Annotated in this window: 18 protein-coding genes; 9 read left to right on the forward strand and 9 right to left on the reverse strand. The window is 56.3% G+C overall.

The genetic code is table 11. The annotated features are described in order from the left end of the window. Complete coding sequence (locus ACUN9X_RS04540; RefSeq protein ID WP_260038497.1) at nucleotides 1-1,329, reverse strand: SAM-dependent methyltransferase; 1,329 nt, start codon at nucleotides 1,327-1,329, stop codon at nucleotides 1-3. Between the two features lie 295 nt (nucleotides 1,330-1,624). Between ACUN9X_RS04540 and ACUN9X_RS04545 the strand changes: the two genes are divergently transcribed. The 3 genes from ACUN9X_RS04545 to ACUN9X_RS04555 all read left to right on the forward strand — a co-directional run bounded on the left by ACUN9X_RS04545 (nucleotide 1,625) and on the right by ACUN9X_RS04555 (nucleotide 3,586). Beyond that, complete coding sequence (locus tag ACUN9X_RS04545) at nucleotides 1,625-2,473, forward strand: formate/nitrite transporter family protein (RefSeq protein WP_260038496.1); 849 nt, start codon at nucleotides 1,625-1,627, stop codon at nucleotides 2,471-2,473. Nucleotides 2,474-2,539: 66 nt separating this feature from the next. Then, nucleotides 2,540-3,295, forward strand: coding sequence for a substrate-binding periplasmic protein (locus ACUN9X_RS04550; RefSeq protein ID WP_445472329.1), 756 nt, complete (start codon nucleotides 2,540-2,542; stop codon nucleotides 3,293-3,295). Nucleotides 3,296-3,331: 36 nt separating this feature from the next. Then, nucleotides 3,332-3,586: a DUF2164 domain-containing protein gene (locus tag ACUN9X_RS04555; protein WP_260038494.1), complete on the forward strand. Its 255-nt coding sequence runs from the start codon at nucleotides 3,332-3,334 to the stop codon at nucleotides 3,584-3,586. Between the two features lie 43 nt (nucleotides 3,587-3,629). Here ACUN9X_RS04555 and ACUN9X_RS04560 read toward each other — a convergent pair whose 3' ends face one another. Beyond that, entirely contained in the window at nucleotides 3,630-4,217 is a 588-nt protein-coding gene (locus ACUN9X_RS04560) for a TetR/AcrR family transcriptional regulator (RefSeq protein ID WP_260038493.1), read from the reverse strand. Between the two features lie 85 nt (nucleotides 4,218-4,302). Here ACUN9X_RS04560 and ACUN9X_RS04565 point away from each other — a divergent pair, with 85 nt between their 5' ends. Together ACUN9X_RS04565 and ACUN9X_RS04570 are read left to right on the forward strand one after the other, a co-directional pair. Then, nucleotides 4,303-5,703: an NAD(P)/FAD-dependent oxidoreductase gene (locus tag ACUN9X_RS04565; protein WP_445472330.1), complete on the forward strand. Its 1,401-nt coding sequence runs from the start codon at nucleotides 4,303-4,305 to the stop codon at nucleotides 5,701-5,703. Between the two features lie 19 nt (nucleotides 5,704-5,722). Next, on the forward strand, nucleotides 5,723-6,817 hold the full coding sequence (locus ACUN9X_RS04570) for a DUF2855 family protein (protein ID WP_445472331.1): 1,095 nt from the start codon (nucleotides 5,723-5,725) through the stop codon (nucleotides 6,815-6,817). 58 nt (nucleotides 6,818-6,875) lie between these two features. On the opposite strand, the gene ACUN9X_RS04575 is transcribed toward ACUN9X_RS04570, so the two are convergent. Then, entirely contained in the window at nucleotides 6,876-8,171 is a 1,296-nt protein-coding gene (locus ACUN9X_RS04575) for a maltoporin (protein ID WP_260038489.1), read from the reverse strand. A gap of 488 nt (nucleotides 8,172-8,659) precedes the next feature. On the opposite strand from ACUN9X_RS04575, the gene ACUN9X_RS04580 reads away from it, so the two are divergent. After that, a complete protein-coding gene (locus tag ACUN9X_RS04580; RefSeq protein WP_445472332.1) occupies nucleotides 8,660-9,076 on the forward strand; it encodes a GFA family protein in 417 nt (138 codons plus the stop codon). Nucleotides 9,077-9,156: 80 nt separating this feature from the next. Here ACUN9X_RS04580 and ACUN9X_RS04585 read toward each other — a convergent pair whose 3' ends face one another. The 5 genes from ACUN9X_RS04585 to mnmH form a co-directional block, all read right to left on the reverse strand. Further along, on the reverse strand, nucleotides 9,157-9,522 hold the full coding sequence (locus ACUN9X_RS04585; protein ID WP_260038487.1) for a histidine triad nucleotide-binding protein: 366 nt from the start codon (nucleotides 9,520-9,522) through the stop codon (nucleotides 9,157-9,159). A 110-nt stretch (nucleotides 9,523-9,632) separates the two neighbouring features. Beyond that, nucleotides 9,633-10,940 carry an FAD-dependent oxidoreductase gene (locus tag ACUN9X_RS04590; RefSeq protein WP_445472333.1) on the reverse strand — a complete coding sequence of 436 codons (1,308 nt, stop codon included), beginning with the start codon at nucleotides 10,938-10,940 and terminating at the stop codon, nucleotides 9,633-9,635. Nucleotides 10,941-11,034: 94 nt separating this feature from the next. Next, on the reverse strand, nucleotides 11,035-11,541 hold the full coding sequence (locus tag ACUN9X_RS04595) for an aminoacyl-tRNA deacylase (protein ID WP_260038485.1): 507 nt from the start codon (nucleotides 11,539-11,541) through the stop codon (nucleotides 11,035-11,037). A gap of 258 nt (nucleotides 11,542-11,799) precedes the next feature. After that, nucleotides 11,800-12,639 carry a mechanosensitive ion channel family protein gene (locus tag ACUN9X_RS04600; RefSeq protein WP_260038484.1) on the reverse strand — a complete coding sequence of 280 codons (840 nt, stop codon included), beginning with the start codon at nucleotides 12,637-12,639 and terminating at the stop codon, nucleotides 11,800-11,802. Between the two features lie 297 nt (nucleotides 12,640-12,936). After that, the gene (gene mnmH, locus ACUN9X_RS04605; RefSeq protein WP_445472334.1) at nucleotides 12,937-14,052 is read right to left on the reverse strand and encodes a tRNA 2-selenouridine(34) synthase MnmH; all 1,116 of its coding nucleotides are present in this window, start codon (nucleotides 14,050-14,052) and stop codon (nucleotides 12,937-12,939) included. 156 nt (nucleotides 14,053-14,208) lie between these two features. On the opposite strand from mnmH, the gene ACUN9X_RS04610 reads away from it, so the two are divergent. Then, on the forward strand, nucleotides 14,209-14,871 hold the full coding sequence (locus ACUN9X_RS04610; RefSeq protein WP_445472335.1) for a class I SAM-dependent methyltransferase: 663 nt from the start codon (nucleotides 14,209-14,211) through the stop codon (nucleotides 14,869-14,871). Between the two features lie 499 nt (nucleotides 14,872-15,370). Here the strand turns inward: ACUN9X_RS04610 and ACUN9X_RS04615 are convergent, their stop codons facing one another. Continuing rightward, complete coding sequence (locus ACUN9X_RS04615) at nucleotides 15,371-15,805, reverse strand: VanZ family protein (protein ID WP_445472336.1); 435 nt, start codon at nucleotides 15,803-15,805, stop codon at nucleotides 15,371-15,373. 71 nt (nucleotides 15,806-15,876) lie between these two features. Here ACUN9X_RS04615 and cysZ point away from each other — a divergent pair, with 71 nt between their 5' ends. Together cysZ and rapA are read left to right on the forward strand one after the other, a co-directional pair. After that, the gene (gene cysZ / locus ACUN9X_RS04620) at nucleotides 15,877-16,650 is read left to right on the forward strand and encodes a sulfate transporter CysZ (protein ID WP_260038480.1); all 774 of its coding nucleotides are present in this window, start codon (nucleotides 15,877-15,879) and stop codon (nucleotides 16,648-16,650) included. 24 nt (nucleotides 16,651-16,674) lie between these two features. Then, a complete protein-coding gene (gene rapA / locus ACUN9X_RS04625; protein ID WP_445472337.1) occupies nucleotides 16,675-19,578 on the forward strand; it encodes an RNA polymerase-associated protein RapA in 2,904 nt (967 codons plus the stop codon). The last annotated feature ends 34 nt before the right edge of the window (nucleotides 19,579-19,612 follow it).

Genomic DNA, 19,612 nt, shown 5'->3' on the forward strand with positions numbered 1-19,612 from the left:
TCACAGCGCCTCCGGTGCGGCCGGCTTGTCGTAGAGGTGTTTGCGGTTACGCGGGACACTGTTGTTCTCGCCGTGAGCAAACACCACCTGAAACAGCTGCAGTGAACTGGCGTGAAAAGCAGCGATGGAGCCCGCCAGATACATCCGCCACGCCCGGGTAAAGTGTTCGTCATACATCGCGGATACCTCAGCGCTGTGGGCTTCGAAGCGTTTAAGCCAGTCTTCGAGGGTGTGGGCGTAATGCAATCGCAGGTTTTCGACATCCAGCACTGAGAAGCCGCCATTTTCACACAGGGTCATGAACTCGGCGATGCTGGGGGGGTAGGCGCCGGGGAAGATGCGTTTCTCAATCCAGGCATTCATCTGCATCGGCCGGTTGCGGCCAATACTGTGCAGTAGTGCCAAACCTTCAGGCTTCAGTGCACGACTGATAACGTCAGACATGTCGGCGTAATGGCTCTTGCCCACGTGCTCCAGCATACCGACGGACACAAAGGCATCGTACTGGCCGCTGATGTTGCGGTAGTCGTCTTCGATATAGTCAATCAGGTGATCAAGCTGCTGGCGCTTGGCTTCGGCACGGGCGTAGGCCAGTTGCTCCCGGGAAATGTTGTAGGCGTGCACTTTAACGCCGTAATGACGCGCCATATAACGCGCCAGCCCGCCCCAGCCGCAACCTGCTTCGACTACTGTTTGGCCCGGCTTCAGGCGGAGCTTTCGGCAGACGTGCTCGAGTTTGGCGAGCTGGGCCTGCTCCAGCGTCAGGTCATCGGACTCATAGTAGGCGCAGGTATATTGCATGGCTTCGGTGTCGAGCCACATCTGGTAAAACTCATTCCCGAGATCATAGTGGTGGTGAATGTTCTCACGGGCTTCGCTAAGGCCGGTGGAGCGGGGTGCATGATTGGCCCACAGCCGTTCCAGCCAGCGTGGCCAGTTATCGCGTGCGCTATGTGTTGAGCGATAAAGCAGTATCATCAGTTCTGGCAGATCACCTGTTACTTCCAGCCTGCCACTGCTGTAAAGGTCGCCAAAGGCGAGATTGGGATTCGCCAGCAGTTGCATCAGGGCCTTGGGATCACGCAGGGTGAGCGTGAACTGCGTCAGCTGATTTTCCAGCTTGACCGAAGCGCCATCCCAGAGTTCAAACCGCAAGGGCGGACTTCCGGCAAGCTTGAGCAGCTTGCGCAGTAACATGCGCTCGAAGGCATTGGATGCCCTGCTGACATCATGCTCCGAAAGGGGAATGGATAGCGCGTTACTTTGACGAGACCCTGGCAGATCTGCCGTCGGAGCATCGTCGCTCGATGGACTGTTCTGGTAAGCCATTCGTACTCTCCCTGCAGTGTCGATCTTTAGCCGACTCCCCGCCCGGAACCTCATCTTCGGACGGCGTTTTTAACAGTATAGAAATTAACCAGTTAAAGTCACAACCCAATGTGGCTATTTCGTAGCTATCGCACTCATAGACTGCTCAAATAGCGTTTCGACCTGTCATGATTCGATAGTGTGACATCGGCATGCGTCGCAGCCTTTGCTAGCCATGATGCGCAGGTACGGCATAACCTGTGCCAAGTGAAGGCCGAACGGGCCACCTGATAGAAAACTTCAAACGGACATCGCCATGACAGAGAAAACGCCCCGGGAAAATGATCTCAACTCGAATGAGAAACGGGATGCGCGCCAGCGTGAGGCGCCAAGTGCTGCGGTAGTTTACGAGGCTATCCGCAGGGAAGCCGAGTCCGAGCTGAGCCGACCGCTGGTGGGGCTGGGCTGGTCTGCGCTGGCGGCCGGGTTGTCGATGGGGTTCTCGCTGGTGGCTCAGGCGTTGCTATACAGCTACACCCCTGAGGCGACCTGGCGACCGATTATCAGCAGCTTTGGTTATTCCATCGGCTTTCTGTTTGTCATTCTTGGTCGCCAGCAACTGTTTACCGAAAACACGCTGACACCGGTGCTCGAGGTATTGCGGGTTCGCAAGTGGGTGACGGTGGCAGGCACGCTCAAGCTGTGGCTGGTGGTGTTGCTGTGTAATATGATCGGAACGGCAATCTTTGCCATCGCGTTGTCATATTTTGATGTACTTGATCCGAAGATTAACGACGCCCTCAGTGCCATTGCGGCCCGGGAGTATGAGTTTCCATTCGGCACCATGTTTGTGCGGGCGATTTTTGCGGGTTGGCTGGTGGCCCTGATGTTGTGGCTGATGCCCTTTGCCGAAACAGCCCGGGTAGGTGTGATTATTCTGGTGACCTACGTCATCGGGCTGGCGCACTTTCCCCATATTGTGGCGGGGTCGGTGGCGGCCCTTTATGGCGTGTTCCAGGGTGATTTCAGCATGACAGAATTCTTCACGCTGTTTTTTACGCCCACCCTGCTGGGGAATATGGTAGGTGGCATCATGCTGGTGGCAGCGGTTAACTATGCGCAGGTGGCTTATAGCGGGTCTGACAAGGCCACAGGCAAAGCCTGAGCGAATTCTGAAGATCGCACTCTGACAGGCGACGACCGGAGACGGGCGGCTGGTAATGGAGCGAAGATGAAAGCGGCAGTACGTCTTACTCGATTATGTATCGGTGGCTGCATTCTCCTGTTGTGCAGTCTGGGGTCAGCAGCCTCGGCGCAGACCCTTCGTATCGTGACCGAAGCCTGGCCACCGCTGATCAAGGTCAATGATGGCGTGTCCGGTGGTCTGATCTGGGAGATGACAATCGCAGTACTGGCGCAGATGGATGTTGAGGTGACACTGGAGTTCGTTCCCTGGCGCCGGGCACTTTACCTGGTGGAGCGGGGACAGCGTGATGCGGTGCTGGCGGCGGGTCGATCGCCGGAGCGTGACGCGGTGATGCGCTTTCCAAGCGAGCCGCTGCTGCTGAGTGAAACTGTGATTTTCTCGCGGGCAGACCATCCGGTCCAGTTCGAGGGTGTTGAAAGCCTTAATGGCATGACGGTAGGGCTTTCGGCCGGCTACAGTTACTCCAGAGAGATTAGCGAGGCGTCCGGTTTTGAGCGGATTGCGGCGCCCAATGTAGCGGCCGGGCTTGAACTTCTGATGCGTGGCCGGGTAGACGCGTTTATCGTGAACCGCGAAGTGGGCTGGTATGAAGCGCGGCAACGGGGGATCGCGTCGCAGCTGGCGACGTCAGATCAGCTCGTTAGCGGCGGCCCGGTTTATCTGGCTTTTGCCCTGGATGTGCCTCAGTCATTCGTCGATGAGTTTGATAACGCACTGCGCGCATATCACCAAACGACAGGGTATCGATTGATGATGGGGCAATACGAGGCGCCGAAGTAACGTTGGTCTGGCGTTGGTCTGGAAAGGGGCGTGAGTATGTCGGTTATAGCGTTTACAAAAGACGAAAAGGCACTGCTGGTACAAAAGCTGAAAGATTATTTTGAGCAGTCGCTGGATCAGGAGATCAGACAATTTGATGCTGAATTCCTGCTCGATTTTATTGGCGATGAAGTGGGTGTCTATTTCTATAACCGGGGTCTGTACGACGCTCAGGCGTTACTGGAACAGAAAATCGAAACCATTACCGATGGTTTCACCGAGCTTGAGAAACCGACAGCCTTTGTCAGGTAAGTCTCGGGTTTGCGGATGGAAATAGACGCCTGACGTTCGCCGGTCAGCGGTTTGAGCCAGACTGTTCGATCGAATCAACCAGGGTTTCAATTGTCCTCATGGCGCGTTGCTTCCACGCTGACATATCGGCCAGCAATGAAACCGCATGATTCTTCAGGCTGACGAAGCCATGCACCACAGACCAGATCTGAATCGCCGCATCCTGTTTTTCCGCTTGAGTCGCTGACGCTGGCAGCAGCGACCCGACAAGCCGGGTCAGCTGGTTAAAGGCGTGCTCGCCGGCATCCCGGGCCTCGGCTGATGGCATATAGCTGCCGTCAAGTTCGCTGAAAATCAGGCTGTAGTAGGCCTCGTAGCGCTCCGCATTATCCAGATAGTTCTGTGAGGCTTCGAGCACGGCTTCCCGCGGGGGCCGGCCCTCTGTCTCCACGTCCATTGCCCGCGATACCGATTGAAACCCCTCGATGTAAAGCGCATCCAGAATCCCCTGCTTACCTTGAAAGTAGCTATAGATCCCGATAGTCGAAACACCGCCCCGTTTGGCGATTTCGCGAACACTGAGCGCCCGGGTGCCTCCTTCGAGAAAGAGTGCGGAGGCAGCGGCGAGGATATTGGCTTTTGCATCGTTCATTTCACTATTGTACTTGACGCAGCATAACAATGTTATATTCTCATGGCATATAACACTGTTATGGCGCAAAACAGGGGGGAAGGGTATGAAAGAGCAGATGCTGGAAGCGGATTATCTGATTGTGGGCAGCGGGGCCGTCGGTATGGCGTTTGCCGATACGCTACTGACTGAAACAGATGCCACCATCATTATTGTCGACAAGTATCAGAAACCGGGTGGCCACTGGAACGTCGCTTACCCTTTTGTCACCCTGCATCAGCCTTCCGCCTACTATGGTGTGAGTTCAAAAGAGTTGAGCAAGGGCCTGCGGGATGAAGTGGGTTTGAACAAGGGGCTCAACGACCTGGCCTCCGGCGCTGAGGTCTGCGCTTATTATGATGACGTGATGCGCCATCAGTTTTTGCCGTCAGGCCGGGTACAGTATTTTCCCATGTGCGAGTATCAGGGCGAGGGGCGGTTTGTTTCGATGCTGACGGGTGAGTCCTGGCAGGTGTCGGTGAACAGGAAAACCGTAGATGCAACCTATCTGAAAACATCCGTGCCATCCACGCATAAGCCGGGATTTTCAATCGCAGACGGCGTGCGCTTTATGCCGCTGAATGATCTGCCCAAAATAAATAGGCCGCCGTCCGGATACGTGGTCATCGGTGGCGGTAAAACGGGTATTGATGCCTGCCTTTGGTTGCTCGAAAACAGAGTCGATCCTGATCATATCCGCTGGATTGTTTCGCGGGATGCCTGGTTGCTGGATCGACAGAATACCCAGCCGACCGACGATTTCTTTGCCTCGACCATTGGCTCAATGGCAGCCCAGTTTGAGGCCCTTGCAAAGGCGGAATCTATTACGGGCCTGTTTGATAACCTGGAGGCGGCTGGCGTATTGCTGCGGCTGGATCCCGAGGTGCGGCCTTCCATGTTTCATGGGGCAACGGTGAGCCGGCAGGAGTTGAACGAGTTGCGGCGAATCCGGAATGTTATCCGGCTCGGTCGGGTTGAGCGCCTGGAAAAGGACACCATTATCCTTGAGCAGGGGCGCGTGCCGACCGACACTGGCCAGGTTCATATTGACTGCTCGGCAAGTGCCATCACCAACCTTGAAGTGAAGCCCGTATTCGCCGGTGATGTTATCACGCCACAAACCGTGCGCTCCTATCAGCCCGTGTTCAGTGCTGCGTTTATTGCCCACGTTGAGGCCAGCTATGAAGGGGAAGCGAAAAAGAATCAGCTGTGTCATGTTGTGCCGCTACCGAATCACGATACCGACTGGATCAAGATGATGGCCGGTCTGATGATGAATCAGTACCAGTGGTCACAGGACAAAGCCCTGCGCCAGTGGCTGACGGAGAATCGGCTGGATGGTATGAGCCGCATGATCCGGGATGCCAGCAAGGATGACGTTGAAAAACAGGCGATCATCAAACGCATGAAAAACAACGCGATGCCGGCGGTAGCCAAGCTTCATCGCTTTATGGCTGAGCTAGGTTAGTCTTCAAGGGGAATCCGATATGCCTGAGTTTCAAATACGCAAAGACCATTTTCTGACAAACCGGCTGATTGAGACACCCGAAACGGAGCAGATACCGGCGATTGTTGAGGGTGAAGTGGTGGTCAAAATTGATCGCTTTTCATTTACCGCCAACAACATTACCTATGCTGCTGCCGGTGATCAGTTGGGGTACTGGCAGTTTTTCCCGCCGTCGGGTGAAAACACGACAGACTGGGGCGTTATCCCCGTTTGGGGCTTTGCCGATGTCGTGGAGTCCAGGGCAGAGGGTATTCCGGTTGGCGAGCGATTATTCGGTTATTTTCCGCCGGCGAGTTACCTGAAGATGTTGCCTGTAGGCGTATCCGAACAGCGCTTGATTGACGGCGCGCCTCACCGCTCGACATTACCTCCGGGCTATAACAGCTACAGCCGGGTGGCGGCAGAGCCGGGCTATGACAGCAGCATGGACAATGAGCGTATGTTGCTGTGGCCGTTGCATATCACGTCATTCTGTCTGTGGGATGCATTGCAGGAAAAGGATTGGTATGGCGCCCGTCAGGTCGTCATTCTGAGCGCCTCAAGCAAGACCAGCATCGGTCTTGCCTATGCGCTGGATGCTGACCCTGATGCGCCACCAGTGATTGCTGTGACATCAGAGCGCAATCTCGATTTTGTCGGCAAGCTAGGGTTGTACCGGCAGTGTGTCAGCTATGACGATCTCGCCGCCATAGATGCGGATGTGCCGACTGTGATCGTCGATATGTCGGGCAATGGCGAGGTTCTGGGTCGCCTGCACTCCCGTTTGGACGACAACATGATGTTCTGCATCAATGTCGGTCTGACTCACTGGGATGAAGCTGCACCCGGTGAAGGTGTGAACAAACAGCGTAGCGAGTTTTTCTTTGCGCCGGGTCATATCCAGAAGCGAATGAAAGAATGGGGGCCGGCAGGATTTGCCAGCAGGTCGTCGACGTTCATGCGCGAAACGACCCTCAAGTGCCGCAGCTGGCTGCGACTCAAAGATGTTGAAGGGCTCGATGGACTGGCCGGCGTTTATCCGGATGTCTGTGAGGGACGGGTAGCGCCGGATGAAGGTATTATCGTCAAACTCTAGCCCGTGAGTCCTGAAGCCGGAGCGCGATTGCCTGCTCCGGCTTCAGGTGCTTGAGAGGTTACCACCACACCTCGGCTTGTGCGCCAAAGGTCAGGCCATCACCCTCGTCGGGGCCAATGGAGTCGCTGGCGGCGTTATAGGCATCTTCGTTCCAGTTGGCATAAGTCGCGAACAGTCTGAGTTGCGGTCGAGCGAAGAACTTGGCGCTGGGCGACCACTGTTGCGCAATGGTCAGTTTCTGCAGGTCCCGGTCATCTTCTCCGGCGGCCTCCGGCGATACGCGATCAAGGCCAATCTCCACTGCTGTGCTCATCCGCTGTGACCAGTAATACGTAGGGCGCGCACCGAGCGACATCCAGGTCGCGCCCGTGTCGTTTTTCATGCTGGTATCCTGGTAAATGCCGACATAGAACATGTCCATGCTGCTGCCCATCGGAATCACGCCATGGTCGATGACCCGGAACATGTCGCCATCATTGAGGGCGTTGCTGTTGGCGACCCCTTTGCTGCCATTCAGGCCTGCAGAGAGGTTGCGAACCAGTGAGTCGGTGGCGTATTGGAATGTCAGTTTATTAAAGCCACCAAAGAAATCCGTCTGATGGTGCTCGGTTGTCACCATGAAGCCGTCCTGATCATCGATGCCCTTGTCTTCCTGGGCGTCGTTCAGGTTCGCCTGGCCATAGTCCACGCCGATTTCCAGGGTGCCGTTTGGGTTCACGGGAAGATCGGTCCAGCGTATATCGATAATGTCATTGGTAACGGTATTGATGTCATTTGGGTCCAGCACTACTTCGTCACTGGTTTCGTCATTGGCTGAGCGGGTCCAGGCGACGTGCAACAGGCCCGTTCCCACATCAATGTCCTGCAGGCCGGCACCGGGGCCGGAGACATCCCAGTAGTAAAAGTCATTGATATGGATATCGTGACGCTTGTAGTAGCGTTTACCAATCCACAGCATCGAGCCGGGAAGCGACTCAATGACATTGGTGCCTTGCACGTTGAACTGGCGCACACCGATATTTGCATCATCCCCGCCGGTAAATTCCTCGTCATTCTCCTGATTCGTCACATAGGCGATCATCGAATCTACATAAAAACTGGTGTCACCCTCGCTAAACACCTCGTCACCTAATTGAATTTCTGCATAGGTCTCGCACTCGTTCCCCAAGCGGTATTTCGAAACGCCGGGGGCGGAGAAGCACGCCTGGTCGCCACCGCCTACGGTGGAGCCGATTCCTGACCTGAAATACCCTTTAAAATCAACGGCTAAAGCTGTGCTGGAAATGAGTGCTGTCGCGATGGCGACAGAGAGTTTTGTGTGATTGCGAATGGCACGTTTGTTGTTCTGGCTCATGATTGCTGTCCTGCTTTTGTTGTTAGATAGACTTCGGACGCCGCGGCAGGCTCGTTTCACCAGTGAACTCGGGTTCCCTGTTCAACGGGCGGATACGGGCGTTTTCTCATTCTTCAGCGATCCCTCGGGGGAGTACCTCGAGGGCGTACTTTGAAGAATTGAAAGTAAAACTACATATAAAAACCGTATAAATAAAGAAAATTTGGGTAAAAAATACGCAAAATAACGTAGTTTTTTTTGGAAAGGGGCTGGTGCCGTTACCTTAAGCCCGCGGTAGCGGGTGCTGGGCGTCAGTTTTGAAGCCGGTTCGAGAATCAAAACAGTGGCGCGAAACCTGCGATTTTTATTATCGCCGGCCGGCGTAACCCGAAGCGGTGCGGGTCAGTTGCATTTGCCTGCGCAAGCATCTGACGGCGTCTATATTGGAGGGGGAAATGGCAGTTTCGTTATTCGTCGTTTCAAACAAGTAGCGATCGCAGGAGGGTGGAATGGAAAACCTTGAACGTATGGAGGGGCAGTGTCTGTGTGGCAAAGTTACAGTGACGGCGGGGCGCCGGGATGCGGTTGAAGCATGCCATTGCGGTATGTGTCGGCAATGGGGCGGCGGGCCCTACCTGGCGGTGCACTGTGACAGCGACGTGCAGTTTCTCGGCTTGGAAAATATCACTGTCTACAATTCGTCAGATTGGGCGGAGCGTGGTTTTTGCAGCGAGTGTGGTACACATCTGTTCTATAAATTGAAGGGTGCTGACGAGTACGCCATTCCGGCGGGGCTGTTTCAAAGTGGTTCCGGTTTTTCGATGACGTCGCAGATCTTTATTGATCGTAAACCCGGATATTACAGTTTTGCCAATATCACCCCGGAGATGACCGAAGGTGAGGTGTTTGCCCGGTACACGCCCTGATCAGGGCTGCAGCGGCAAGGGCGGCAACCTCCACCATCGCGCTGTTACAGTGGATAGTTGCTGCCAAAAGAGCCTCTTTATCAGCCCTGCTTCATCTTGTCCGTATACGGCGGCCAGCCCAGAGGTTTGCCGGCCAACAGGTGCAGGTGAATATGGAAAACAGTCTGGCCGGCCTGCTCGTTGCAATTCATCACCACGCGGTAGCCGTCGTCGGCAAAGCCCATGTCTTTGGCGAGCTTGTTGGCCACCACAAACAGATGTCCAACGAGTTCGCGATCGCCGGATTCAATGTCGTTGATAGTGGCGATCTGCTTTTTGGGAATAATCAGCAGATGTACCGGTGCCTGCGGATTGATGTCGCGGAACGCGAGACTGATGTCGTCTTCGTAAACGATGTCTGCAGGAATTTCGCGATTGATGATCTTGTCGAAAATGGTTTCCGCCATACTGAAAAGCTCCTTGTGATACGGCTGGTATCAGTCGTTGAATTATCGCCTATGGTCCGGGAACGCTGAGGGGACCAGGTGTTTCTGTTTGCCGCGTCCGCTCTCTTTGGCTAGCCGCGATTCATAAAGGGTAGTCGTGGCGCACGGTCGATCAGTTGGCGGATCGGCAGCGGCAGTTGGGCATCAATACCCATTGCGTAGCGCGTCACCTGTTGCTTGGCGAATGGCAGCGAGTTGGCGAGTGCCAGGCCGATGTTGCGGGCCAGATGGAGTGGCGGTGTCTGATTGCTGAATGCGTGATAGAACAGGTCCATCGCCAGCATCATGCGCCGGTTCGCCGGCTTGCGTACTGACTGATAATGCGCCAGCCCGGAAGCAGTGGCCAGTGGTTGTCCGGCCCGGCGAGCTTCCACCAGCGTCTGTTGCAGGGCTTCTGCGTCCTGGAACCCCAGGTTCACGCCCTGACCGGCCAGCGGGTTAATGGTATGAGCTGCATCGCCTACCAGCACCACGCGATTCACGAAATAGGATTTTGCGTGCTGACGAGCCAGCGGAAAACTGGCGCGGCCGGCCACCTTGACCAGTGGTGGCAAATCCTGTGGGAAGGCGCGCTGAATATCGCTGATCAAGGCGTCCTCCGGCAAGGCTTTCAGTTCGCTGAGGCGTGCAGGGGTGTCGTACCACACCAGCGACCCCCAACTGTGTTCTGCTGCACCATCGGGCTCTGCGCTATGGAGCGGCAAAAATGCGCGAGGCCCGCTGGGATGAAACGCCTGCCAGGTGATGTCCTGTGGTGAACCGGCGTATTGAACGCTGATCACCATCGCCTGTTGCGCGTACTGATCGCTGGTGGTGCCGATACCGGCCAGTTGGCGGATCTGGGATCGGGCCCCGTCTGCACCGACCAGCACCTCTGCGGTCAGTGTCCGCCCGTCGGTCAATGTCAGTGTGGCGGCATCTGCACCATTGTCGATCGCACTCACGGTAACATCTGTAAGCCGTGTGATCCGTTCATCGCTGCCGGCCTGATCCCAGAGTGCGCGCTGGGTGACCCGGTTTTCGACGATATGCCCCAGATGCCTCCGACCGAGATCGGCTGCATCGAATGTGGTTCTGGCAAGTGGTTTTGTTATCAGGTTGGACAGCGGATGTTGGCTGGCGTCCCAGACTGAGAGTCGGCGATAGGGCGTGAGCCGCATGGCACTGATGCGGGACCAGACGCCAAGGCGGCTCAGATAGGTTTCGGTGCCGGCACTGAGCGCCGACACCCGAAGGTCTGGCGGATCTTCGGGCGCGAATGGCGCGGGGGTTTCGCGGTCAAGCAGGGCGACGGTCAGTCCCGCCTGAGCGAGGCCGTTAGCCAGCGCCGCGCCGACCATGCCGGCCCCTACAATGATCACGTCAAAACTTTGCGTCATGTCCCGTTCCCCGTTCGAATGGCCTCATATTAGAGGCCGCGGGGGTCGGTCGCAAACCCTGTTGCCGGTTCTTTTGTCCGTTCCGGTCGATGCTTCAGGACACTTTGCGCAGCCAGGCCGGGCAGGGAGCATCCGGGCGCTTGAAGCCCTTGTTGATGACCATCGGTGAAACCAGACGCAGGAAATCCCGGGTGGCCATGCGCATGGATTCGCCATGGCTGCCGGCAGGGAATGCCAATTGAGGCTGGGTGGTCAGGGCTTCGCAACAGTAGACGGTCATCCCGAACAGGTTGCCGAAGGGCGGCATCGCGCCCACCTCGCAATTCGGAAAGCGATCCTTGAACTCATCTTCATCCGCAAGTTGCACGAAGTCGGTGTCAAGCACGCGGCTGAGCTGGTCCCAGCGTATCCGCCAGGTAGCAGGCATCACCACCATCGCCATTTTGCCATCCAGTTCAATGATGACGGTTTTGACGACTTCGCCACTGCCAAGACCGGCGTGCTGCGACAGTTCCTGCGCAGTGAACGCAGGGGAGTGGGATAGGCAGGTATAGTTGACTGCCTGACTATCAAGAAATTCCTTTAATTGCTGTACCGGCATAAGACACCCTCCTACCAGCAGCGACAGCACTTACCCCTGCACAATATCGACCACAATTTCTGGTTACAGGAGCCGTTGAGCAGGGAGCCACCTGTTTCATTGGCAAGCATAGTAGAGGCAGGGCGGAAGACGAAATTACAATTTGGTGAATGGCGACTGGTGCGGGATGCCCGGTATCGCAACGCCGCGTCCGGGTAGGTTTGAGCGGATGTAAGTCTATGAAATAAATGGCCCGGCGGGGTGCCGGGCCATTTCGTATTAATCCTGTTTTGTTTCGTAAACGTGGATGTCGCGTTGCGGGAACGGAATGGATACGCCCTCGGCATCGAATGCCTTTTTCACGCGCTCGTGCATGTCCCAGTAAAACGGCCAGAGATCCCCGGCTTTGACCCAGGCACGTACGATCAGGTCAACCGAGCTGTCGCCCAGTGCGCCGACAACGATCAGCGGTTCGGGATCTTTCAGCGAACGGGGATCTTCTTCGATCAGGCGCTTGCAGATTGCCTTTGCCTTGTCGATGTCGTCGCCGTAGCCGATCCCGAACGTCATGTCGCAGCGGCGGTTTTCATAGGCGCTCAGGTTCGTCAGGCTGGAGTTCGAAAGGTCGCCATTGGGAATTACGATACGGCGGTTATCGAAGGTGTTGATGATGGTGTAGAGAATCTGGATTTCGACGACTGACCCCAGAAAGCCCTGAGCTTCGATCGTGTCACCGACTTTGAACGGCTTGAAGATAAGAATCAGCACGCCGCCGGCAAAGTTGCCAAGGCTGCCCTGCAATGCCAGGCCGATGGCCAGGCCGGCAGCACCGATCACCGCGATAAACGAAGTCGTTTCAATACCGACCATCGAAGCGACCGAGATCAGCAGCATGATCTTGAGGATGGCGCTGATCAGGCCGCACATGAACTTGTTCAGCGTCGGGTCTTTGGCTCCGAGCTTTCTGTCCAATACGCCGATCACCCGCTTTATAAGCCACAGACCGACTATCAGTGTGATGATGGCCAGCAGCACTTTGGGGGCGTAAGCGATAACCATGGCGTAAGCCATTTGAACCAGTTCGGCGATCTGTCCGTCGCCTTGCATGAGGTTTTCCATGAGGACTCCTTGTAAGGGGGGGTTCCTGATTTTAAAAGCGCCTGAGGCAGATGATTCCTCATCGCACTCTGACGTTGCTTTCGGTATTGAGTGGGTTGTTACAAATGTCTACTTCGTTATAGCAGAAAAAGATGACTGAAGCGCGACGCCAATTCAATCAGTTAGGGGCATTCCACCCATTCTCCGATTCGTCGGGCGTTCCTTCAAGCCGAAGCTCGGGAAGCACAGGCGAAAGCCGGCTGGTCAGTGTTTCCCTGCCGGACGTATACGGTTCAACGAGCATTTGGATGCATTCGGTCAGGATGTTGAGCGCATGGGGCCCGGCATGTTGTTCGCCCAGTTCCGCAAGCTGGCCAGGTCGCCGCGCATGGCAATGCGGCCCTCTTTATGGCTGAGCTGGTAGTCGTACATGGGGTCGTAGTAGTCCCGTAGCAGGATTTCGATCCACTCGTCGTGGCCGTCCAGCGAGTCACCCTGCTGCTGGGCATCGAGTGCATTGACCATCACCGCGCGTAATTCCTGGTGACGTTCGCCTCCGAGCCTGCGCCGGATGCGGTCCAGTGCGCTGGTCAGGTATTCGCGAAAATTATGCCAGCCGGCGACTTCGCCATCCCGCTGAAGATAGGCCTCCAGCATGTCCGTGACGTAATCCTGCTTGATGATATCGATGCGCTCTTTGATTGTGCTTTCAAGAATCAGTAGCGGAGCTGTGAGCATCTGCTCCCTGAGATGTTCGGGGACAGCACACTGGCCTACCAAACGGCTTTCATCTTCAACGAAGATGGGGCCGGCACGACGATAACGGGCTTTTAACAGGTCGATAGCGACGCGGTTTTCAAAATCGATCTGGGTAGGTTGGGGGATCAGGGTGCGACCAAAACTTGAACCCCTGTGGTTGGCTATTCCTTCAAGATCGAGTGGGTTGGGGGTATCCAGCAGGAGTCGGGTTTTACCGGTGCCGGTCCGACCGCTGATGACGAACATCGGCAATTGCGCCGGCAGGGTTTCGAGCTGTTCTATGAGGAATCGGCGCAGGGCCTTGTAGCCCCCCTTCACCAAGGGATAATCAATGCCGGCTTCCTTCATCCACTGCTGTGTCAGGCGCGATCGCAGGCCGCCACGAAAGCAGAACAGATAGCCGTCCGGGTGCTGGGTGGCGAACCGGGTCCAGTGAGCGATGCGCTCGCTTTTGGTATCCCCCTGAACCAGCTGGTGCCCGAGTTCAATGGCCGAATCCTGCCCCTTCTCCTTGTAGCGAATGCCGACCTTGTGGCGTTCTTCGTCCGTCATCAGCGGTGCGTTCTCGGCCAGTGGGAAGGCGCCTTTACGGTGCTCCACAGGGGCACGCACATCCATCAGCGGAACGTCGTCAAGGAAAAGCTTGAGGTAGTCGTCAGTGTCCGGGCGCGTCATAGAAGGTCTGTTTGCCAGTAAGTGTGGCGGCAGTATAACTGATGCCCCGCATCTCTTCAGTCCGACCAGGGCTTTCAAAATACGGCTGTGTTTGGCCTGGCCGCGGCTCGCGACGTTTTGCATTAACCTTGTGCGGTTTGGCGGTTAGAATGCGGCATGACTAAAACTCACGATGATTTGAACGCTCGCATGGGGCGCACCCTCAGTCGGGGCCGGGTGGCCGCCAACCGACCGGCTGCCTGCCCATCCATTGAACTCTTTCTGTTTGATCCTGCGGTCCTGGAAGGGCCGTTAAGTCACGATGAAGCCCAGGCTGTTGTCGCAGAGCCGGCTTACTGGTCGTTTTGCTGGGCGAGCGGGCAGATCCTTGCACAGTACATTCTGGACAACCCGGCTTTGGTTGCAGGCAAGCGGGTGGTCGATTTCGGCGCGGGTTCAGGTGTCGTGGCCATTGCCTGCGCGCTGGCAGGAGCGGCTGAAGTCGTCGCCTGCGATATCGACGGTGACGCGCTGGCGGCGGTTGTTGCAAATGCCAGGCTCAATCAGGTCGAGGTGAAATGTTGCGATAACTGGGATGCCCGTGCTGGCGAGTTTGATCTGGTCACTGCTGCAGATGTGCTATATGACCCGGATAATCGTCCGCTACTGGACAGTTTTTGCAGGGCAGCGCCTTCAGTATTACTGGCGGATTCCCGGGTGCGCGATCTTGGTGATGAGCGCTATAAGCTGCAAATGGTGAAAGAGGGGCGCACCTGGCCGGATCTGCACGAATTTGAGGAGTTCAATCGGGTGCGTATCTATCGCGTGTCCGGCGCATAAATTTATCCGGGTAGGTACGCGCCAAGCAAGATCAGGAAAAACAGGCAAAAAAAAGGGCAACATCTGTTGCCCTTTTGTCGGAACGGGTATTCGCCTCCGTGCGAATTTGCGACATCCTGTCGCTTTGCTCCCTGATCCGGTCCCTGGATCCGTCTTTATATATGCTTTTTCTCGCCAGCATCCTAGCCAGCGATACTAATCGATCCCTTAAGCAGGAAATCCGTTTGGTCCATGCTTCCCCTCGCTTCCTGCGAGGAACCACTCCGTGTGTCGTCCTTTCCCTGTCGTCCTGACACGACCACTATACCAAGCTCAGTATTTTCTTCTTGTGACGGTGGTCTTGAAAATTGTGCGTTTAATGAGCGGCAAAGTTGAAAGGTCTTATTTTTTAACGGGTTAAATTTCAGCTCGTCTGACATAACCCCGATGCTTACGGGATTAAATCGTGTTTTCGCACATGCGTGTAGGAAATATCTCACACCGAGATGGGCGAATGTCGTTAGTTGGCGAGTTTGGGTTCCGGTCGGAACCATAGCATCAGGATGAGGCCAATGATGACCCCGATACCATCTGCGACAAGATCAAGCAGGGAAAATTCCCGGTACGCCAGCGGTGCCTGGATTATTTCTATCGTCAGACCATACGCCAGCATGGCAAGGCCGGCATAGACAGCGCGCAGTTTTGGCCAGCTCAGGCGGGCGAGAATGGTGAGTTCGATGAATGCCGCCAGATGATTGAGTTTGTCCCAGCTTGATGAGGGGATTGGATAATCGAGCCGGGTCGTCGCAAGCCAGAGAATGATCAGCATTGAGCCGAACAGCGCGAGGCGCCAGAGAGCCGTCATACGGGTGAAGCGATGGAACAGTTGCGTCATTGAAAGCAGTCCGGGTTTGTTGCGAAGAATAGCGGGCGGTATGGTCTGATGGCCTGCCATGGTATGCTCTGCGGCCACATTCTGCCAGCACAAGGCTGGTCGGGATCAGCCTGGAAACCGGGGAGGCGCATATGCTTAAAGGCAATTTCTTTCATGGGCTGGGTTACCTCGGTGAGGGGTTCCGGTTGATTCGCCAGCCCGGTTTGCGGCTTTTCGTGATTATTCCCCTTGTTATCAATATTTTCCTGTTCGGGTTGTTGTTCTATTTTCTCGCCGGCGCTTTTGGTTCGATGATTGATGCCGCTATGGGATGGCTGCCTGACTGGCAATGGCTGCAGTCGCTGGATTGGCTGTTCTGGTTGCTCTACGGCCTGGTGATCCTGCTGATGCTGGCCTATGGCTTTGTCATTGTTGCCAACCTTATTGGTTCGCCTTTCTACGGCTATCTTGCAGAGCTCACCGAAAAGCATCTCACCGGTCAGGAAGTCGCATCGGATGAGGGCTGGATGCAGCTTGTGCGGGATATTCCGCGCTCGCTGGGGCGCGAAGTGCGCAAGATCATCTATTATCTTCCAAGAGCGCTTTTTCTCCTTATCATTGGCCTGATTCCGGTGGTGAATCTGGTCGCAGCTGCGCTCTGGTTCCTGTTCAACAGCTGGATGATGTCGCTTCAGTATGTTGATTATCCCGCAGACAATCACAAGGTGAGTTTCGATACGTTACGCAGTGGGCTGGCGTCGCGTCGTTTGTCTGCCTTGGGTTTTGGATTGCCGGTCGCATTGGCGGCCATGGTGCCGATCCTGAACCTGTTTGTTGTGCCGGCGGCAGTCTGTGGTGCAACGGCCTACTGGGTGCGGGAACAATCGTCTTTCACTGAGCTCCCCGCGGTGCGCCGGGGTCGCTAGTTTTCAGTTTTCTGTTCAAAGGTAATGCGAAGCATGGATTTTGTAATTGGTCAGCGTTGGGTAAGTCACAGTGATGCCTCTCTCGGGCTCGGTATCGTCACCGATGTTTCCGGTCGCCGTGTCACCCTGGGGTTCCCTGCGGTAGAGGAAGAGCGCACCTATGCCACGGACAACGCGCCGCTGGCGCGAGTACAGTTCCAGATAGGCGACGAAATCGAGACGTTTGATGACGAAACGCTGACGGTACGTGCTGTCGAAGAGCTTGATGGTGTGCTGGTCTATCACGCGGAGGATGCTGCCGGCGAGTTGCAGCAGATTTCCGAAGTGCGCCTGGGTGGGCATGTGAGTTTTTCCGACCCCCGGCAGCGTCTGTTTGCCGGACGCTTCGACCGCAACGGCGCGTTCCGTTTGCGGATGGCGACTGTGGAGCATCAGGAGCGCCTGCGTTTGTCGGCTGCTCGAGGTCTGATCGGCGCCCGTACCAGCCATTTACCGCATCAGGTTTATATTGCCGGTGAAGTGTCTCGCCGCCACGCGCCCCGGGTGTTGCTGGCTGACGAAGTCGGGTTGGGCAAAACCATTGAAGCCGGTCTGATTCTGCATGCACAACTGCAGACCGGGCTCGCTGGCCGTGCGTTAATTGTGGTGCCTGATTCGCTGGTCCACCAATGGCTGGTCGAGATGCTGCGTCGCTTCAATCTGCGGTTCTCGATTGTTGATGCAGGCAGTTACGAATCTGACCCCGACATGCCGGCCGGTTTTGATGAGCTGGCCAGCATGTTCGCAGAGCTGAACAACGAAGATGAAGAAACCGAAGATGGTTTCGGCGCCAGAGAGAATCCATTCGAACAGTCCCAGCTGGTCATTTGCAGCCTGGACTTCCTGACCCACGATAGCCAGGCGCACGCCGATGCAGTGGCGGCAGGCTGGGACTTGATGGTCGTGGACGAAGCCCATCACCTGACCTGGTCGCCCGAAGAAGCGAGCCCTGAATATCAGGCGGTCGAGGCCTTGTCTGAAATCACCCGCGGTCTGCTGCTATTGACCGCAACTCCGGAGCAAATGGGTGTCGCGAGTCACTTTGCCCGTCTGCGCCTGCTGGACCCGGCGCGGTTCCATGACCTGGGCCAGTTTGAGCAGGAAGAGAGCCGTTACGCCGAAATCAATACTATTGTGCGCGAGCTGCAGGCGGCCGATGGCAAAGTCTCAGAGGCTCATGCCAAACAGCTCAAGGGGTGGTTGGGTGACGAGGCAGAGGCTTTGCTCCAGCGTGATGATCAGGGGCAGGCCTTGATCGACACCCTGCTGGATCGTCATGGCACCGGACGGGTGTTGTTCCGCAACACCCGGGCTGCCGTAAAAGGCTTCCCTGAGCGGCGCGTGACGCCGTCACCGTTACCTTGTCCAGAACTCTACAGCGAAGCATCCGCTGCAACCGGGCTGGATGGCCTGACGCCTGAAGCCGGATTGCCTGACGATGTCTGGCTGGCGGAGGATCCAAGAATTACCTGGCTTGAGAAAACGCTGACAGCGCTGAAACCGGCCAAAGTCGTCGTCATTTGTGCGCATGCCACCACGGCCATGGCGCTGGAACATCATCTCCAGCTGCGGGCCGGTATTCGTAGCACAGCATTCCATGAAGGCCTGAGCCTGATTGAGCGTGACCGCGCGGCGGCCTATTTCACTGAGACCGAACAGGGTGCCCAGGCGCTGATCTGTTCCGAAATCGGCAGTGAAGGGCGCAATTTCCAGTTCGCCCAGCATCTTGTGCTGTTTGATCTGCCGGCCAATCCGGATCTGCTCGAGCAGCGAATTGGCCGTCTTGACCGGATCGGGCAGGGCGAGGTGATTGATATTCACGTGCCCTACCTTGAAGGGACCAGCCAGGAAGTGCAGTACCGCTGGTACCACGAAGGACTTAACGCCTTCGGAGCCAGTTGTGCAGTGGGTGTCGCGGTGCAGCAGGCACTGTACGACCAGTGGCAGGGCCAGATTGAATCGCCGGGTGCCGGCCTTGATGATCTGGTAAAGGCGGCAAGTGCAGAGTCTTCACGCTTGCGTGAACTGCTGCAGGCCGGGCGTGACGCGTTGATTGAGCTGAACTCCTGCCGGCCTGCAGAAGCCGAAAAATTAATCGGCAACATCGAGGATGAAGAACAGTCCCAGGGTCTTCAGGACTATATGACGGAGGCGTTCGATATTTTCGGCGTGGAAGTCGAGCCCCATACTGATCATTCCGACGTACTCAAACTGACCGAGCACATGCTGACAGGGCAGTTTCCGGAGCTGACCGACGAAGGCATGACGGTTACCTTTGATCGGCCATTTGCGCTAGAACGCGAAGACATCGCTTTCCTTAGCTGGGAACACCCGATGGTGACCGGCGTGATGGATCTGATGACCCATTCTGAGCTGGGTAATGCCGCGCTGGCGAGTCTTTCAGTGAAAGGCTTACCGCCTGGAACCTTACTGCTGGAAACCCTGTTTACGCTCCACTGCCCGGCACCGGACAGCCTGCAGCTGTCACGTTGCCTGCCGCTGGCGCCGCTGAGGTTGCTGGTGGATGTGAGCGGTAAGGACCTGTCCGCCGCGCTGCCGCACGATCGACTGAATGAGTTGTGTTCCAATATTCGCCGCCGCACTGCCCAGCAGGTGGTGCCGCAGATTCGCGCCGAGGTGGAAACCATGGCGGATCATGCGGAAGGCTTTGCACAGAGCCGGTTGGCAGATGTGCAGGCCCAGGCAGTTGAGAGCCTGAGGGCGCTGATTCAGCCGGAAATTGACCGCCTGACAGCCTTGCGTAAGGTTAACCCCGCCATCAGGGATGAAGAAATCAGCTTCTTCGAGACCCAGATGGCAGCTGGTGAAGCGGCCATCGCGCGGGCGAAGATGACGCTGAGCGGCCTCAGAGTGATCGTCTCCTCCTGATTGGTTAGCGGTCGCGATATTCAGGGTGTCGGCA

It is taken from the genome of Marinobacter sp. V032 (assembly GCF_052645435.1).